At 69.8% G+C, this 16,860-nt stretch carries 14 protein-coding genes; 6 read left to right on the forward strand and 8 right to left on the reverse strand.

The window, feature by feature from the left end; translation table 11 throughout:
- Nucleotides 1-10: 10 nt before the first annotated feature.
- The 3 genes from ACIRG5_RS19330 to ACIRG5_RS19340 all read right to left on the reverse strand — a co-directional run bounded on the left by ACIRG5_RS19330 (nt 11) and on the right by ACIRG5_RS19340 (nt 4,175).
- A complete protein-coding gene (locus tag ACIRG5_RS19330) occupies nt 11-1,792 on the reverse strand; it encodes a CocE/NonD family hydrolase (RefSeq protein WP_402906325.1) in 1,782 nt (593 codons plus the stop codon).
- 120 nt (nt 1,793-1,912) lie between these two features.
- On the reverse strand, nt 1,913-3,031 hold the full coding sequence (locus ACIRG5_RS19335) for a fatty acid desaturase family protein (RefSeq protein ID WP_402906327.1): 1,119 nt from the start codon (nt 3,029-3,031) through the stop codon (nt 1,913-1,915).
- 76 nt (nt 3,032-3,107) lie between these two features.
- Nucleotides 3,108-4,175, reverse strand: coding sequence for a ferredoxin reductase (locus ACIRG5_RS19340; protein ID WP_402906329.1), 1,068 nt, complete (start codon nt 4,173-4,175; stop codon nt 3,108-3,110).
- A gap of 85 nt (nt 4,176-4,260) precedes the next feature.
- Here ACIRG5_RS19340 and ACIRG5_RS19345 point away from each other — a divergent pair, with 85 nt between their 5' ends.
- The 4 genes from ACIRG5_RS19345 (at nt 4,261) to ACIRG5_RS19360 (ending at nt 8,235) form a co-directional block, all read left to right on the forward strand.
- Nucleotides 4,261-5,406, forward strand: a complete 1,146-nt coding sequence (locus tag ACIRG5_RS19345) for a helix-turn-helix domain-containing protein (protein ID WP_402906331.1) — start codon at nt 4,261-4,263, stop codon at nt 5,404-5,406.
- 158 nt (nt 5,407-5,564) lie between these two features.
- A complete protein-coding gene (locus ACIRG5_RS19350) occupies nt 5,565-6,326 on the forward strand; it encodes an ABC transporter ATP-binding protein (RefSeq protein ID WP_402906333.1) in 762 nt (253 codons plus the stop codon).
- The gene (locus ACIRG5_RS19355) at nt 6,323-7,672 is read left to right on the forward strand and encodes a hypothetical protein (protein ID WP_402906334.1); all 1,350 of its coding nucleotides are present in this window, start codon (nt 6,323-6,325) and stop codon (nt 7,670-7,672) included. Before ACIRG5_RS19350 ends, ACIRG5_RS19355 begins: the two co-directional genes overlap by 4 nt.
- Nucleotides 7,672-8,235, forward strand: coding sequence for a hypothetical protein (locus tag ACIRG5_RS19360; RefSeq protein ID WP_402906337.1), 564 nt, complete (start codon nt 7,672-7,674; stop codon nt 8,233-8,235). Before ACIRG5_RS19355 ends, ACIRG5_RS19360 begins: the two co-directional genes overlap by 1 nt.
- On the opposite strand, the gene ACIRG5_RS19365 is transcribed toward ACIRG5_RS19360, so the two are convergent.
- The 5 genes from ACIRG5_RS19365 to ACIRG5_RS19385 form a co-directional block, all read right to left on the reverse strand.
- The gene (locus ACIRG5_RS19365; protein ID WP_402906339.1) at nt 8,232-9,440 is read right to left on the reverse strand and encodes a GDSL-type esterase/lipase family protein; all 1,209 of its coding nucleotides are present in this window, start codon (nt 9,438-9,440) and stop codon (nt 8,232-8,234) included. The two genes, ACIRG5_RS19360 and ACIRG5_RS19365, sit on opposite strands and share 4 nt — an antisense overlap.
- 59 nt (nt 9,441-9,499) lie before the next feature.
- Nucleotides 9,500-10,156 carry a response regulator gene (locus ACIRG5_RS19370; RefSeq protein WP_402906340.1) on the reverse strand — a complete coding sequence of 219 codons (657 nt, stop codon included), beginning with the start codon at nt 10,154-10,156 and terminating at the stop codon, nt 9,500-9,502.
- The gene (locus ACIRG5_RS19375) at nt 10,153-11,277 is read right to left on the reverse strand and encodes a sensor histidine kinase (RefSeq protein ID WP_402906342.1); all 1,125 of its coding nucleotides are present in this window, start codon (nt 11,275-11,277) and stop codon (nt 10,153-10,155) included. The genes ACIRG5_RS19370 and ACIRG5_RS19375 overlap by 4 nt, the downstream gene beginning before the upstream one ends.
- The gene (locus tag ACIRG5_RS19380; RefSeq protein WP_402906343.1) at nt 11,274-12,101 is read right to left on the reverse strand and encodes a lysostaphin resistance A-like protein; all 828 of its coding nucleotides are present in this window, start codon (nt 12,099-12,101) and stop codon (nt 11,274-11,276) included. Before ACIRG5_RS19380 ends, ACIRG5_RS19375 begins: the two co-directional genes overlap by 4 nt.
- 87 nt (nt 12,102-12,188) lie before the next feature.
- Nucleotides 12,189-13,187, reverse strand: a complete 999-nt coding sequence (locus tag ACIRG5_RS19385) for a MerR family transcriptional regulator (RefSeq protein WP_402906344.1) — start codon at nt 13,185-13,187, stop codon at nt 12,189-12,191.
- A 205-nt stretch (nt 13,188-13,392) separates the two neighbouring features.
- Between ACIRG5_RS19385 and ACIRG5_RS19390 the strand changes: the two genes are divergently transcribed.
- Nucleotides 13,393-14,367, forward strand: coding sequence for a TerC family protein (locus ACIRG5_RS19390; RefSeq protein ID WP_402906346.1), 975 nt, complete (start codon nt 13,393-13,395; stop codon nt 14,365-14,367).
- A gap of 9 nt (nt 14,368-14,376) precedes the next feature.
- A complete protein-coding gene (locus tag ACIRG5_RS19395) occupies nt 14,377-16,857 on the forward strand; it encodes an excinuclease ABC subunit UvrA (protein WP_402906348.1) in 2,481 nt (826 codons plus the stop codon).
- Nucleotides 16,858-16,860: the final 3 nt, after the last annotated feature.

Here is a 16,860-nt window from a genome sequence, read left to right on the forward strand (position 1 = left end):
CGGCTCGTCACTACTTGTTCAGCGCACCGCCGACGATCGGCAGCACCACTTTGCTGACGCCCAGCGACACGGTCAGCGAAACACCGCTCGCCGCCGTATCCGTGGCGAGGTAGGCGTTGTGGTTCGTGACCAGCACGATCCCGATCCGGTGCCCGGCCGGGATCAGCGCGTCACGGGCGTGCAGCTTCCAGGTGACGTCCGCGGTGGACCCGTTGGTGGGCAACGGGGTCGCGGTCTCCAGCGACAACCGGTTCTTGGCGTCGATCGCACCCTTGGTCAGCATCGTCGCCGAGACCGCCTGGATCGACACGTCCGGCGGACGCGCGCAGCCGGTCCTGTCCCGCAGGTCGTTGCGGCCGCACACCTCCGTGGACAACTGCAGCGGGCTGCGTTCGGACAGCACCGCCTGCGTGCTCGGGCCGTAGTCCACCAGCAACGCCGTGAGCGGTGTCGACGCCCGGTTCGACGCGACCCGAACCGTCAGGCCGACCTCGCCGGACAACCGCGCGTCCTTCGTCAGCGGTGCCGTCACGTAGGCGAGCCGGCTGGTGTTCGCGGTCTCCGGGGAGGCCATCATGGTCGCCTCGCTGATGTTCGCGTTCGCGCCCAGCTTCTGCGTACCGCTGGTCACCGGCGCGGTGGTCAGCGAACCGGACATGCCACCGGCCGCAGGACCGAAGTACAGCGTGGTGTCCTTCGTGTCCGGCCGCGGCCAGGCGGCGGCCTGTTCCCAGCTGCCGTCCGGCTTCTGCACGTCCGCCATGGGCTCGTCCATGATCCCGTTGTCCGCGCCCTTGAGCCAGTGGTCCATCCACAGGCCCATGACGCGCTGCCACTCGGCCTGGCGGAACGAGATCGGGTCGAGGTGACCGCCGCGGTGCAGCCAGATCTTGCGCGGCACGTTCCGGTCCGCGAGTTCCTTCCACCAGCGGCCGAACTGCGACGGCTTGACGTTCCAGTCCGCCTGGCCGTGCACCGCGAACACCGACGCCGACACGTTCTGCGCGCCCACCCGGTAGTCGCGGGCCTTCCAGAACGACGTGTAGTCCCAGGACTCGTCACCGTCGTCCGCGGAGAGCTTGTCGAAGACCGGCTTGCACTTCGCCTTCTGCGCCGCGCTGACGACGTAGTTGGCGAGGAACGTCGGGTAGTTCGATTCCCAGCCCTTGTAGCCGATGCCCTGGTCGCGGGCGTACTCGTACCAGCTGGAGATCGCGGCGATCGGCACGATCGTCTTCACGCCGGGGATGTTCGCCGCGGCCGCCGCGTTGGGCAGCGTGCCGTTGTAGGAGACGCCGAGCATGCCGACGTTGCCGGTGCTCCAGCTCGCGACCGCCGCCCGGCCGTCGGCGTAGAACGCCTTCGCGCGGCCGTTGAGCCAGTCCACGACCGCACGGACGCTCGCGGTGTCCTCCGGGCCGCCGGTGGTCGGGCAGCCGGTCGACCGGGAGGTGCCTTGCATCTCCATCTCGACCACGGCGTACCCGCGCGGCACGAAGTACTCGTCGTACCAACGGCCGAAGCCGCGCGGCACGTTCGTCGCCGACGCGGCAGCAGCACCCAGCCCGTAGTAGGGACTGGCCTCCATCACGATCGGCACTCGTTCGGCCGTGTCGGGCCGCATGACGTCGGCGGCGATCCGGTCGAGCTTGCCGTCCGAGTCACTGTCGATCGTGGACTCGACGTAGACGGTTTCGGTGATCGCCGCGGCGGCAGGGGCCGCGGCCGAGGCAGGCGTGTAGATCGTCGCGGCCGTGATCAGGCTGGCCGCGACGAGGTAGACCCTTCGCATGTGTTCCTCCGTCGGAGGGCCCGATGAAGCAGCAGGGATGGAACTCGGGCCCCACGAAGGAATCTCACCGAATCCGGAGGTGTCTCCGGTACGGCCGAAAGGACTGAACCACTACCGGTCTCAGGCGGCGACCAGTTCCTTGTCCCGGTTCGGCGTCTTGACCTTCGGCTTCTTGTTCGGCAGCGACAGGCGGAAGACCTTGTGCCACGCCGAGAAGACCTGCTTGGGCAGCGGGCCGGTCACGTAGTCCAGCTCGTACTTCTCGAACAGCGCGCGCACCTTCACCGCGACCTCGGCGTACCGGTTGCTCGGCAGGTCCGGGAACAGGTGGTGCTCGATCTGGTGCGACAGGTTGCCGGTCATGAAGTGCATGGCCTTGCTGCCGCTGATGTTCGCGGAGCCCATCATCTGGCGCAGGTACCACTGGCCGCGCGTCTCGCCCCTGATCGACCGGCGCTCGAAGGTCTGCACGCCCTCGGGGAAGTGACCGCACATGATGACCGAGTGCGACCAGAGGTTGCGGATCAGGTTCGCGGTGAACGTCGCGGCGAGCGTGGTGAGGAACGACGGGCCCGACAGCAGCGGGTGGATCACGTAGTCCTTGAGCACCTGCTTGCGGATCTTGCGGCCCACGGCCTTGGCCCGCGCGACGAACTCGGGGTTCTTGCGGCGGCGCTTGTGCAGGTTCTTGCCCAGCTCCAGGTCGTACGCGGCGATGCCGTACTCGAAGAAGCACGCGTTGATGAAGTTCCACAGCGGCTGAGCGAGGTACATCGGGTGCCACTTCTGGTCCTCGTCCACGCGCATGATGCCGTAGCCGAGGTCGTTGTCCTTGCCGATCACGTTGGTGTACGTGTGGTGCAGCTCGTTGTGCGAGTGCTTCCACTGGTCGGCCGGCGAGACGTGGTCCCACTCCCAGGTCGTGGAGTGGATCTTCGGGTCGCGCATCCAGTCCCACTGGCCGTGCAGGATGTTGTGGCCGATCTCCATGTTGTCCATGATCTTCGCCACGGACAGACCGGCGGTGCCGATGATCCACGCCGGCGGGAAGAGCGAGAACAGCAGGATGCCGCGGCTCGTCAGCTCCAGCTTGCGCTGCACCGAGATGACCTTGCGGATGTAGGCCGCGTCCTTCTCACCACGGCTCGCGATGACCTCGTCGCGAATCGCGTCGAGTTCGCGGCCGAGTTCCTCGATCTGCTCGTCGGTGAGGTGGGCGGTGGGATCGATGGCGGTCATGTGACTCGCTTTCCGGGGAGCAGTGGCTGGGGGAGGGCCACTTCGCGGGGGGAGGAACGAATGTCTGTGGCGGGCGCTAGCGTTCGAGTTCGCAAGGGCCCGCGGCGGCGGAGACGCAGGTCTGGACGAGCACGTGGGCGGTGGGGCTGTCCGAGGCCTCGGTGATGTCGCCGGTGCGCAGGTCTCGCACGGCGCCGGACTTCAGCGGCGTCACGCAGCCGAAGCAGATGCCCATGCGGCAGCCGGACGGCATCAGCACACCGGCCTCCTCGCCGATGTTCAGCAACGGCGTCGCGCCGTCGGCCTCGACGGTCTTGCCCGTCTTGCCGAACGTGACCTCGCCACCCTCGCCGGCGACGACGACGGTGGGCCGGAAGCGCTCCATGTGCAGGCGCTCGGCGACACCGTGCTTCGTCCAGTGCTCCTCGGCGGCGTCGAGCAGGCCGGTCGGGCCGCACGCCCAGGTCTCGCGCTCGGCCCAGTCGGGCACGAGCTTCTCCAGCTCGGCGATGTCGAGCATGCCGTCGGTGTCGGTGTGCAGCTCGACCAGCGTCAGCGCCTTGTCGGCCACCAGGTCGTGCAGGTCGTTGCGGAAGATCACGTCTTCCTTGCGCGGCGCGGAGTGCACCATCACGACGTCGGCGAACTTCGTGTCGCGCAGCATGCCCATCACGGGCGTGATGCCGCTGCCGGCCGTCAGGTAGAGCACCTTCGCGGGCTTGGCGGCGGGCAGCACGAACTCGCCGGTGGCCTGGTCGAGCTGGATGACCGTGCCGGGCTTGGCCTTGCGAACCAGGTGGTTGCTGACCTTGCCGTCGGGGATGGCCTTCACGGTGATCGTGATGCGACCGTCGGCGCGGCTCGTCGGCGATGTCACCGAGTACGCACGCCACAGTCGCACGCCGTCGACGTCGATCCCGATCCGGACGTACTGACCGGCGACGTGACCGCGCCAGCCCTTCCCGGGCCTGATCACGATGGTCGCGGCATCGTCTGTCTCGCGGTGCACGGCCTCGATGCGGCCGCGCAGGTCAGCACCCGCTCGAAGTGGGCTGACCAGGTCGAGGTAGTCGGACGGCAGCAGCGGCGTCGTGACCAACTCAAGCAGTTTCCACGCCCTGCTGCGGAGGGCGGCACTAGTCATGACTCCAGCTTGATAGCCCCAGGGCGTAAAGTCCTGTCCGTAGGACGTGAATCTGCCGGGCTGGATTGTTCGCAGGGAACAAATCGTGAGTCACGCAATGCGGAGGGCCACCGAACTGGCCCTCGACGAGAAGACCGTCACCGCACTGAGGGCGGCCCTGAAAACGACGGCCGACGAGGTGGTCCGGGCCATCATCGACGAGGTGCCGAGCTACGCCAACGCACTTTCCGGACGCATGGGCGGCACAATCCGCCGCGCCGTCCGCACGGCGCTGGGAGCGTACCTGGACCTCGCCAGCGGCGCGGGCGGAGGCGGCGGCGCCGGCGACGCGGCCTACGAACTCGGCCGCGGCGAGGTGCGCGACGGCCGTTCGATGGACGCCCTGCTGAGCGCCTACCGAGTCGGCGCCCGCGTGGCCTGGCGAGGTCTGGCCGCAGGCGCCGTACCAGCGGGGCTGCCCGCCGCGGAGGTGGCGAAGTTCGCCGAACTGACCTTCGCCTACATCGACGAACTCTCCGCCGCCAGCGCCGCCGGCCACGCCGACGAACTGGCCGCGCGAGGCCTGGCGCACGAGCGTCACCTCGAACAACTCGCCCGCGACCTGCTGGCCGGTTCGAGCACCGAGGTCCTGCAGGCGGCCGCGCATCGGGCCGGATGGCAGCCGCCCACCACGTTGACGGCGGTCCTGCTGCCCGCCTTCCAGGCCCGCCCCGCCTACCGCCTGCTCGACCCCGGAACGCTGGTCCTGGACGACCTGCCCGACTCCACCGGCGTGCTCTTCGTCCCCGACACCGACCGCTCCCACCTGCTACGACAGCTCGTCAGCCGTTCCGCCGTCGTCGGCCCGGCACGCCCGTGGACGCGTGCCACCGCCTCGTACGCACGAGCCGTACGCGCGCGCTCGCTCTCCCCCGACATCCGCGACACCGAGGAGCACCTCGCCGCTCTCGTGCTGAGCGCCGACCCCGACGCGTACGCCGACCTGCGAGCACGCGCGCTCGCCCCGTTGCTGGCACTGCCGCCCACCTCCGCGCAGAAGCTGGAGGAGACGTTGCGCGCCTGGCTGCTGCACCAGGGCCGTCGCGAGGACGTGGCGGCGGCTCTGTTCGTGCACCCGCAGACCGTTCGATACCGGATGGGGCAGCTGCGCGACCTGTTCCCGGATCTCGGGTCTCCGTTGCGGGTTCTGGAACTGACGCTCGCGGTGGGGCTGCGGCCGTCGGTGGATTAGTTTCGGTCAACACTGAAGCTGTTGAACAACTTGAGTTTGGCCTCGTCCACGGTATCCCGCTGTCCCGGCGCGGTGACCGGCGTCACAGCATTCCGAGAACCTCAGGCGCCCCGACGCCGTCTTGCCCATCAAGACCGGACCACTTGAGGGAGAACGGGATGCAGGCGATCGAAGCCGACGGCCTGGTCGTGCGCGTGGGTGGGCGCAACGGCCGCAACGCCGTCAACGGGCTCAGTCTGAGGCTCGGCCGGGGCGTGCACGGGCTGCTGGGCCCGAACGGCGCGGGCAAGACGACGCTGATCCGCACGCTGGCGACGGTGCGGTCCCCCACCGCGGGAACGTTGTCGTTGCTCGGCACGCCGGCTGACGGCAAGCTCAGGACCGTGCGGCGCAGGCTCGGTTATCTGCCACAGCACTTCGGCTACTACAAGCGGTTCAAGGTGCGGGAGTTCGTCGAGTACCTGGCGTGGCTCAAGGAGGTGCCGTCCGCGCGGATTCCCGGCGCCGTGCGCACCGCGCTGGAGCGGGTCGGGCTGACCGACCGCGCCGAGGACCGCATGAAGTCGTTGTCCGGCGGCATGGTCCGCAGGGCCGGCATCGCGCAGGCCATCGTCAACGACCCCGAAGTGCTGCTGCTGGACGAGCCGACGGTCGAGCTGGATCCCGCGCAACGGCTGCGGTTCCGCGAGCTCGTCGCCGAACTGGGCCAGCAGGCCTGCGTGCTGATCTCGACGCATCTGGTCGAGGACGTCGCGGCCGCGTGCACGGACGTGGTGCTCGTGTCGGAGGGTTCCCTGGTGTTCCAGGGAACTCCTGCCGATCTCACCGCCGCGGGAACGGGCACGCACGTCGGCGACACCCCGATCGAGCGCGGGTACTCGGCGCTGATCAGCGCGAATCCCGCCGGGGGTGCCTGGTGACCGCGCTGCGCATCGAACTGCGGCGCTCGACCGCGCTGTGGGCCGGGCTGCTCGTCCTGGTCTCCGGCACCGGGATGCTCGCACTGGTCATGTCGTCGGGCGTGCGGTGGACGGGCAACTCGACGTCGGCGGTGCTCGGGCTCCGGCTGCCGCTGGCCTACGTGTGGGCGCTCGTCGTCGGACTGGCCGTCTTCCAGGGCATGCGGGACAACCGTGCGCGGGTGACCGAGCTGTTCGCCGCCACCTCCCGTCCCGGCTGGGTCAGGCTCGGCACCCTCGCCTGCGCCGTGGCGGGCGTGGTCGCGGTCGCGACGGCGCTGCTCTGCGCGGGACTGGTGGCCAACGTCGCGTTCGGCGGCGGATTCGTCTCCGCCGGGTTCGTCCCGCTCCTGCTGACCGTCGTGCTCGCCCTGGCGTCGAGTGTCCTCTTGGGACTCGCGGTCGGCCGGCTCCTGCCGCACCCGCTGACCGCGCCGGTGGCTCTGGTGGCGACGTTCATGGTCGCGACCACGGCCGGCCGGGCGCTCGAGGTCACCACCCCCGGCGACGAGATCTCCGCTCTGGCTCTGCTCACGCCCGTCATGGACGCGCCGAGCTCCGACCTCGTCACGACCTCGACCTCCGTCGACCTCGGCCAGATCGCGTGGTTCACCGGCCTGGGCGTGACGGCGTTCCTGTTGCTCGTCGCACGGACCCATCTCGGACGGCTCGCGGCACTCGTGCCGGCCGGGCTGGCCGCCGTCCTCGCCCTGTCGATCATGCCGGTCAAGTACTCCGACGTGCTCGTGGCGGACTCGATCGCGAGCAGGCTGGTCTGCGAGGGGAAGGTGTGCCTGAGCCGGGCGCACGCGGACGACCTGCCCAGGACCGCGGCGGTGGGCCGGGACGTGCTGGCCAAGCTCGCCGTCCTGCCGGACGCGCCCACCGAGATCAGGGAGGACACGTCGCCGATGGCGCACCTCACCGCGCCACAACGCGACCAGAAGACCGTCTACGTGCCGTCGCAGGGGCATCCCCGCGTGCTGACCATGACGGACGACCAGCTGCGTCTCGAACTGCTCTCCGGAGCGGGCGTGGCGGGATGCTCCGGCCCGAACACCATCAGCACCTCCGAAGGCGTCGTCCGCTACCTGACCGCCGGCTACTTCAACGGCGACCTGGCCGAGCTGGCCTCCGAACCGCTCATGTGGAACAACAGCAGGCTGCGCGCGGAGATCGACCAGGCCTGGCAGCAGTTTCGCGGCCAATCCGCGCGGGAACAGCTGAACCGGGTGGCGCGGGCACGGCAGATGTTGCTCACGTGCCAGGACTCCGAACGCGTGCTCGACGTGCTGAAGGCAAGCTGATGAGGCCGCTCGCGTTGTACGCGCAGTCACGCGCGGTGCCCGCGGCGCTGGTGCTCCTGCCTGTCGTGGTGCTGATCGCCTGGTCAGCGCTGCATTCGCCGTGGACGCCGTTGAGCGCTTCGCTGACATCGCTGGCCGCCGTGCTGGTGGCCACGGCCGGCCTCGCGGGCCAGGACCCGGAACTCGACAGGTCGACCGCGGTTCCCTGGCCGGTGTGGAGGCTCGGGCACCTCCTGTTCGCCACAGCGGTGGCCGCGGCCTCGGTGTTCTTGGTGCAGCAACTCGGTTCTGAGCGCTTCGACGCGGCGTTCGTCCTGCGCGACACGGCGGGCATGATCGGCCTGGCGGGACTGGCGGCGACGGTGGCGGGCGCCCGGCTCGCCGCCACCGCCCCCGTGCTGTGGTGGGCGGTGGCGGCGATCATGCCGCCGAGCGGGTCGCTGACCGGCCGGATCGTCACGTGGCCGCTCGGTTCCCCGGACGACGCGGCGACGACGTGGACCGCGGCGGCGCTGTTCGTGGCCGGGATCGTCGCCTACAGCGCGGGCGGCGGGCGGCGCTAGCCCAGGTCCTCCAGCGCGATGTAGTCGGCGATCGCCTGCTGCCCCGCGATGTTCGCGTGCACGCCGTCACCCGTGTCGTACCGCGGGTTGACGGCGTTCGGCCTGATCGGGTCCTCCAGCACCTGGTCGAAGTCCTGCACCGACGCGCAGGCGTCCGAGCAGTCGCCGCCGCGCTTCACGAAGTCGTTGACGGCGTGACGGTCCACGTTGTTCTGGTCGCTGTAGCCAGGTCGGGGCGTGATCGGGGTGACGTGCACGGAGATCCCGGCCTTGCGCAGCCGTTCGAACACCGTGCGGTAGCTGGTCAAGATCTCTGCGGCGGTGCAGCCGTTCGCGAGGTCGTTCGTGCCGTAGTAGTAGATGACGTCCGTGACGCCGTGCAGCGCGAGAACGTCCCTTTCCAGGCGCGACAACGCATCCAGGCCGACGAACGGCGCCGGGGTGTTCGGGCAGACGGCGCTCGTGGTGCCGCTGATGCCGGCGTTGGCGACCGCGAGCTGGGGACGCGACGAGGCGACGATCCGGCGGGCCAGCACGTCGGCCCATCGCTTGCTGGTGCCGAGCTCGGTGCAGCCCGGGCCGCAGTTGGTGCTGCCCACGCCGTCGACGACCGAGCTGCCGAACGGCACGATCGTTCCCTTCAGCAGCGGGTTGACCACGTCGACCGCGCTGACCAGATAGGTCGACTGGGTCTTCTCGGTGTACGCGGCACCGGCGTCGGTGGTGTGGTCGCCCGAGCCGGCCGGGGTCAGGTAGTTCTCGCGGAACGCCGACTCGTGCCGGCCGGGCACGACGTCACCGGCGACGTGCATGCTCACGGCGAGATCGGTGCCGGGCTTGGTGGTCACGGTCGTCCGGTCGCTCCACAGCTCGCCTCCGGCCGGGATCGTGACCGCGCGGCGGCCTCCGAACGTCACGTCGCGCGTGCCCTCCACCGCCGCGCCGCCGACGCTCAGAGCGACGGTCGTGCGGTCGATCGTCAACGGCTGCGTGCCGAACGTGTTCTGCACCCGGATCCGGACCGCACTGCCGCCCTGGCTGAGGTGGGTGATCATCCGCATCGACTGGTCGTGCAACGTCACAGGGGCGAGGTGCTGCTGCGACTGCGCCCACGAGGTGAACCAAAGGGGACGGTCGGCCGCGGCCGCTGGTGTCAGAAGCGCGCCCACGGCCAGAACGGTGGACACGATGGCAGGGATTCTCATGCCCAGGTTCTTATCGCTTCGTGACGATCACGTCACGTCTTGTAATCACCCGGTAAGGCTCAGGTCACCAGGCCGCGGCGATAGGCGTAGACGACGGCCTGCACGCGATCGCGCAGGTCGAGTTTGGTGAGGATGCGGGACACGTACGTCTTCACCGTCTCCTGGCTGATCACCAGCGCCGCGGCGATCTCGCTGTTGGACAGACCTTCCGCGATCAGCCGGAGCACCTCCAGCTCACGCGGCGCGAGCTGGGTCTGCGCGACCTCCTCGGCGGGCCGGATGCGCGCCGCGAACCTGCCGACGAGCTGGCGCGTCACCTCCGGCGCGAGCAGGGCGGCGCCGCTCGCGACGGTCCGGATGCCCTGCAGCAACTGGGCCGGGGGCGCGTCCTTGAGCAGGAACCCGCTCGCACCGGCCCGTAGCGCCTCGTAGACGTACTCGTCCAGGTTGAACGTCGTCACCACGAGGACCTTGACGGGATCGGGAACGCCGGCGCCCGCCAGCAGCCGGGTCGCCCCGATGCCGTCGAGCACCGGCATGCGCACGTCCATCACGACGACGTCGGGATCGAGCTCGCGGGCCAACTGGACCGCCGCGCGCCCGTCCCCGCACTCCCCCACGACCTCCAGGTCGGGCTGGGAGTCGATGATCGTGGCGAACCCGGTGCGGATGAGCGCCTGGTCGTCGCACACCAGCACCCGGACCGGTGCGGTCACGCCGGGTTCCCCGCGGGGATGCGCGCGTGGACGACGAAGCCGCTGGCCCGTTGTCCCGCCGAGAACTCGCCTCCCAGCACGTCGACGCGCTCGCGCAGCCCGGCCAGGCCGCGCCCGCTGCCTCCGACCGCTGTGGACGACCTGGCGCCCTCGGTGCCGACCTCCACGGTGATCTCCCTTTCGCCGTAACGCACGTACACGTTCGTCTGGTTGCCGTGCGCGTACTTCAGCGCGTTCGTCAGCGCTTCCTGCACGACCCGGTACGCGACGGCCTCGGCGCTGCCCGCGTCCCGCACCGCCTCGCCCTCCTCGGCGAACTCGATCGGCTGCCCGGCGAGCCGCGTCTGCTCGACCAGCGTGCGCAGGTCCCCGACCGATTCGGGGCTGTGGTCCGGGTTCAGCAGGTCGAGCAGGTGCCGCAGGTCGGTCAGCGACCGCCGGCCGGTGTCGGTGATCGCCTGCAACGTCTGGTCCAGCCGCTCGGGCGCCGCGGTCAGGTACCGCGCGGCCTCCGCCTGCACCACCATCGCCGTCACGTGGTGCGTCACCACGTCGTGCAGTTCACGGGCGATGGAGGTCCGTTCGGCGACACGGGTGGCCGCGGCGACGTGCCGGCGGCGTTCCTCCTCGGCACTGCGCGAGAGCCGCAGCCACGCGCCGATGGCCCAGGCGGCGGCGAGTGCCAGGTAGAACGTCACGAACCCGGCCACGCCCTCGGTCGATCCGCGGAGGTCCAGCCCGACGGCCAGCCCCACGTACCCCGCCGAGGCCGCGATCACGGTGGCGCGCCGGTGATGCGACAGGTGCAGGCCGGTGCTGATGAGCGCGATGGGCAACGCTATTCCGCCGACGGTGTGGTAGCCCTGCAACTGGTCCACGGCGAACGCGATCGACACCAGCGCGAGGCAGACCAGGGGCCACTTGCGGCGCAGGATCAGCGGCAGGCACTCGAGAGCGATCACCGCGATCGCGAGAGCGTCGAACGGCCGGTTCGGCAGGCCGCCGAGCTGGGTGCCCTTGTCGTGCAACGCGGGCACCACCGATGCCAGCACGATCAGCAGCGCGAGCGGCGCGTCCTGGACGCGGACGTCCCAGCCGCGCCACCGCTGGAGGCTGATCACGCGCCGAGCGTAGCGGCCGACGCGGCACGGCCCCGGCGCGGCACCAGGTTGCCCCGGCGCTTCGCCAGCCACAGGAACACGACCGTCACCACCAGCCCGGTGAGCAGCGAGTACACGCTCGCCTCCGGCCCGAACCCGCCGCCGGTGACGATCGCGGACCCGGACGTGACGCCGTCGAGCAGCCCCTGCGGAGCGTCCTGACCGGACACGCTGGTGCTGAAGATGCCGCCCTGGGCGAAGTTCCACGCGAAGTGCACCCCGATCGGCACCCACAGGTTGCGCGTGGCGGCGTACACGGCGGCGAGCATGAACCCGGCCTCGACCGCGATGGCGAACGAGCTCCACAGCGTGGCGTTCGGGTTGAAGTAGTGCGCCAGCCCGAACAGCACCCCGCTGAGCCCCAGCGAGATCCACGTGCCGAGACGCTCCTCGACGATCCGGAACAGCACACCCCGGAACATCAGCTCCTCCGTCACCGCGGCGGCGGCCATGAACCCGAAGATCGCGATCGCGCCGGACAGCGACCCCCAGCCGCGGATCTCGTAGCCGCCGAGAAACGCGATGTTCACGATCACCGCCAGGAACATCGCGAGTCCGATCAGGACACCCCTGCCGAGCGCCGCTGGAGCCGTCTTCCGCGCGACCTCCACGGGTTCGCGGTGTTCGGTCTTGCGCACCACCCACGCGTACGCGGCCAGTGCCAGCACCGCCGCCGCCACGCCGAGGATCAACGTGAGCGGCGCGTTCCAGGTCACCGCCTGCACCGCCGCGCCACCGGCGAAGGAGACCAGCACCACCACGGCCAACTGCTTCAGAAATCGCATGACCGGAACGCTAGGGATTTCGTGCGCCAGGAACGTCCCCGCGCGGTGGACATTCGCGTGTAGCTCCTACGGGGGACACGGAAGGTGTCATGAGTCGCTCAGAGATGCAGCGGCTTTGAGTGCTGCGGACAGCCAGGCGAACGGCATGAACTCCGCGGCCTCCTGCGACGTCCCGTCGATGATCGCCACCAGTGACTGGTACCGGGTGTACGGATCGGCGGACGTGGCGGCCTCCTCCAGCGACTCCAGGTACATCCGTTCGATGCCGAGCACGTCGGTCGCCAGCTTCGCGCGGTACTCGGAACTGTCCGGAATCTCGGTGATCTCCCCCATGTGAGCGGTGTAGAGACCGGCGATCTCGCGCCCCAGCGGTGAGTCCGCCGGGGCACCGGATCGCTGCGCCTCCTGCGCCCGCACCAGGATCGCGCCTCCCCGTTCGAACACGCCCACCATCTCCGCCGACGTCATCATCGCGGCGCCGGGGCCGGAGAAGGTCTCCAGCAACGCCTTCTTCACCTCACGGCGGAAGTCCGCGTCCCGCAGGAGGTTCGCCAGCTCGATCCACGCCTCCAACTGCTCGGTGGCCGGCTCGTCCGGCAGGACCAGACGGCCGTTGCGCATGAGCCCGAGGAACTCGGGGCTGACTTCGAGGCCCTCGCTGATCTCGTTCCAGAAGTCGTCGAACAACCGGTCGCGTTCGTCGTCGGACATCCCGGCGAGCTTGTGCATGAGGATCACCTGGTCGGCCTCGGTGTGCTGCCGGGCGATCGTCCGCAGCACCGCCCGTCTCGACCGGATGCGCCGGGCCTGGTCGTCCAACCGGGACAGGTGCGCGGTGGCGAGTTCGGACAGCGTCACCCGGCCGTCCAGCAGTCGCCGGATGTCCTCCAGGCCCGCGTCCAGCTCGCGCAACGTGCTGACGAACTCCAGCCGTGCGATGGCGTGCACGTCGTAGAGCCGGTGCCCGGCAGCCGTGACGTCGGCCGGCGTCACGATCCCCTCGTCGGAGTAGAACCGGATGGCGCTCACGCTCAGCCCGGTGCGCCGCGCCACCTCTCCGATCGCGTACAGCCTGATGTCGTCCATGAGGCCAGTGTCGAACCTCAAGCCACTTGAGATGCAAGCCACGACTCCTCTTACTTGAGCATTACCAGTCCTTTACCTATGCTTCGCGGCGAGGGGAGTACTTCCCAAGCGCCTGCCCGGTCAGTACGGACGTCCGATGACGTCCTCGGGAGGCCACCCGCACCGGGTGAAGGAGACCTCGGACGATCGTGTTCGAGGAGGACCTGTGCCCGTGGAATCCGTGGCGTCGCCCGGTTTGTGGTTCGTGAGCATCGCGGCGCTGCTCGCCCTGCTGGTGGTCGACTTCCTGGTCACGCGCCGCCCGCACGAGGTGTCCGTCAAGGAGGCCGCGGGCTGGTCGGTCTTCTACCTGACGCTGCCACTGGTGTTCGGGCTGTGGCTGTGGTTCGAGTTCGGCAGCGGCCAGTCGCTGGAGTTCGTCACCGGGTTCGTGGTGGAGAAGTCCCTCTCGGTGGACAACCTGTTCGTCTTCATGTTGCTGCTGGCCGCGTTCAGCGTGCCGGCGGAGATCCAGCAACGCGTGCTGCTCTACGGCATCGTCGGCGCGTTGGTGCTGCGCGGCATCTTCATCGCGGCCGGCGCCGCCATGCTGTCGGCCGGGACCTGGGCGTTCCTCGTGTTCGGGCTCGTGCTGCTCGTCTCGGCGGTGAAGATCCTGCAGACGGCGCTCGCCGGTCACCCCGAGGCCAAGGACACCTCGAAGATGCGGTCGGTGCGGCTGCTGCGCAGGTTGATGCCGGTCACCGACGACTACCGGGGCACGAAGATGATCGTCCGCGAGAACGGGAAGCGCGCCCTCACGCCGCTCGCGATCGTGGTGGTGGCGATCTTCGCGACCGACGTCGTGTTCGCGATCGACTCGGTGCCCGCGGTGTACGGCATCACCGAGGACCCGTACCTGGTGTTCACCACCAACGCGTTCGCGCTGCTCGGCCTGCGCGCGCTGTACTTCGTGCTGCAGTCGTTGCTCGCCAAGCTCGTGCACCTCAACCACGGCCTCGCGATCATCCTGGCGTTCATCGGGGTGAAGCTGGTGCTGCACTGGGCACATGGCGTCTGGCCGGCCGTGCCGACGATCCCGACGCCGGTCTCGCTGGGCGTCATCGTGGTCACGCTGGGCGTCGTCACGCTGACCAGTCTTCGCTCGCGTCGCACGGAGGAAACGGTCTCCAGGCCGTAGGTTCGACGAATGCAGGAACAGCCTCTGGCCATCGAGGTGCGCGGCGCGCGGGTCCACAACCTGCGCGACGTCGACGTCACGGTGCCGCTGCGTCAACTCGTCGCCATCGCGGGCGTGTCCGGTTCGGGGAAGTCGTCGCTCGCGATGGGGGTGCTGTACGCGGAGGGATCGCGGCGCTACGTCGAGGCGTTGTCGACGTACACCCGGCGCCGGATGTCCCAGGCGCCGCGCGCGGCCGTCGACAGCGTGCGGCACGTCCCGGCCGCGCTCGCCCTGCGGCAACGGCCGGGCGTGCCGGGGGTGCGCAGCACGTTCGGCACCTCGACCGAGCTGCTCAACGTGCTGCGCCTGCTGTACTCCCGGCTCGCGTCGCACCGCTGCCCGAACGGCCACGCGCAGGCGCCGACGATCGACGTGGCCATGGAAGTGCCGCTGACCTGCCCGGTCTGCGGTGTCACGTTCTCCGCTCCTGGTGCGGAGGCGCTGGCGTTCAACTCCGACGGCGCGTGCCCGCACTGCACCGGCACCGGCGTGGTCCGGGAGATCGACGAGGCCCGGCTGGTCCCCGATCCGTCGCTCACGATCGCGGGCGGGGCCGTCGCGCCGTGGTCGTTGTTCGGGCTGGCCGTGATGCCCGAGGTGGTCGGGGAGTTCGGCGTGCGCACCGACGTGCCGTTCGCGGATCTGACCGACCAGGAGCGCGAGATCGTCCTGCACGGACCGGCGGAGAAGCGGAAGATCCGCGTGCCGTCGAAGAACGGCAGGCTGTTCGACCTGAACTTCACCTACCGCAACGCCAGGCTGGCCGTCCAGGAGGCGCTGGACAACGCCACCACCGAACGCGGCCTGAACCGCGTCAACAGGTTCATCACCACCCAGACCTGCCCGACGTGCCACGGCACCCGGCTCAGCGAGCAGGCGCTGGCGCCGCGGGTCGACGGGATCGACCTCGCCGAAGCCACCGCCATGACCCTGGACGACCTGGTCACCTGGGCGCCGCAGGTCGAGAAGTCCCTGCCGCCGGACATGATCGCGATGGCCAGGAGCATCGTCAGCCAACTGCTGGAGACCGCGCGACGGCTGGTAGAACTCGGGTTGGGGTACCTGAGCCTCGATCGGGCGTCCTCGACCCTGTCCACCGGCGAACGGCAGCGCGTCCAGCTCGCGCGGGCGGTGCGCAACCAGACGACCGGCGTGCTCTACGTCCTGGACGAGCCCTCGATCGGTCTGCATCCGTCCAACGTGGACGGACTGCTCGGCGTCGTGCGGGACCTGTTGCGGGACGGCAACTCCGTGGTGCTGGTGGACCACGACGTCCAGGTGCTGCGCGAGGCCGACTGGCTGATCGAGATCGGCCCCGGTTCCGGCGCGGAAGGCGGACGGGTCCTGACGACCGGAGACGTCCGAGCGCTCGCGGAGGATCCGGACTCGTTGCTGGGCGGCTTTCTCGTGGGCCGCGAACCGGTCGTCGTGCGGCCTCGGGTCGGTGCGGACGAGATGTTCGAGCACGGGCGCATCCACCTCGCCACTCGCCCGTTGCACACCGTCCAGGCCCTGGACCTCGACCTCCCGCAGGGGCGCCTCACCGCGGTCACCGGGGTCTCGGGGTCGGGGAAGACCACACTGGTCCTCGAAAGCCTCGTGCCGGCGCTGGAGGCCGAGAACTCCGGTTCCCCGCTGCCCGCGTGGATCGCGAAGATCGACGCCGGGGCCGTCACGCGGGTGAACGTGGTCGACGCGACCCCGATCGGCGTCAACGTCCGCTCCACCGTCGCCACCTACAGCGGCGTGCTGGACGACCTCCGGCGCGCCTACGCGGCCAACGCGGACGGGCTCACCGCCGGCGACTTCTCCTACAACACCGGTTCGCTGCGCTGCCCGCGTTGCGAGGGCACCGGCGAGGTCTCGCTCGACGTGCAGTTCCTGCCGGACGTCGACATCGCCTGCCCGGACTGCGCGGGCAGCCGCTACTCCCCCGCCGCGAGCGAGTACCGCCGCACCGACGACGGACTCACGCTGCCCGAACTGCTCGCGCTGACCGTCCGGCAGGCCGTCGAACACGTCGGGGACATGCGCCGGGTCCGCACCCGGCTGCGGTCGTTGATCGACCTCGGCCTGGGCTACCTCACGCTCGGCGAGGCCACGACCGCGTTGTCCGGCGGCGAGGCCCAGCGGCTCAAGCTCGCGTCCGAACTCGACCGCGACCAGGCGAACGCGCTGTTCGTGCTGGACGAGCCCAGCGTCGGCCTGCACCCGCTCGACATCCGCACGCTGCTGTCGGTGATCGGGCGCCTCACCGACAGGGGCGCGACGGTCGTCGTCATCGAGCACGACCTCGACATGATCGCCAACGCCGACCACGTCGTCGACATGGGGCCCGGTGGTGGCGCGGCGGGCGGCACGATCGTCGCCGCCGGCACACCGGAGCAACTCGTGCAGGCGTCTCAAAGCCTCACCGGCCAGTACCTCGGCAAACACCTCACGCATTAACGG

Source organism: Lentzea sp. NPDC102401, assembly GCF_044765805.1.
GTDB lineage: Bacteria > Actinomycetota > Actinomycetes > Mycobacteriales > Pseudonocardiaceae > Lentzea > Lentzea sokolovensis.